The sequence below is a fragment of the Psychrobacter sp. W2-37-MNA-CIBAN-0211 genome (assembly GCF_040309405.1).
Classification (GTDB): domain Bacteria; phylum Pseudomonadota; class Gammaproteobacteria; order Pseudomonadales; family Moraxellaceae; genus Psychrobacter; species Psychrobacter glaciei.
Genome location: NZ_JBEOOU010000421.1, coordinates 1 through 251, shown reverse-complemented (window position 1 = coordinate 251; position 251 = coordinate 1). Strand labels below are relative to the sequence as shown.

At 42.2% G+C, this 251-nt stretch carries 1 protein-coding gene; it reads left to right on the top strand.

Annotated features, from left to right (window positions below; genetic code table 11):
- Positions 1–45: 45 nt before the first annotated feature.
- Positions 46–251: hypothetical protein (locus AAEY72_RS15725; protein WP_352311564.1), on the top strand; the 206-nt coding region annotated here is incomplete at its 3' end.

Sequence of the window (251 nt, the reverse complement as noted above, 5' to 3'; positions counted from 1 at the left end):
AGTTGATATGATGCCCACGTTCGATTTGGGCGATGAGGCAGAGTAATGAAAAAGATCATTATAAGTACATTTGTACTGATTATTTTAAGTGGCTGTGCCTACCTAGGAAATGCTCATTATAACGAACTGTTTGGTCCCGAAAAAACACAAGCGCGTATTGTTGACGCTAATAGTGGTGATGGCGCCGAATTTCTTCAGCATGTAAAGCCTGTACTCGATAACCGCTGCGTGGTTTGTCATGGCTGTTATGA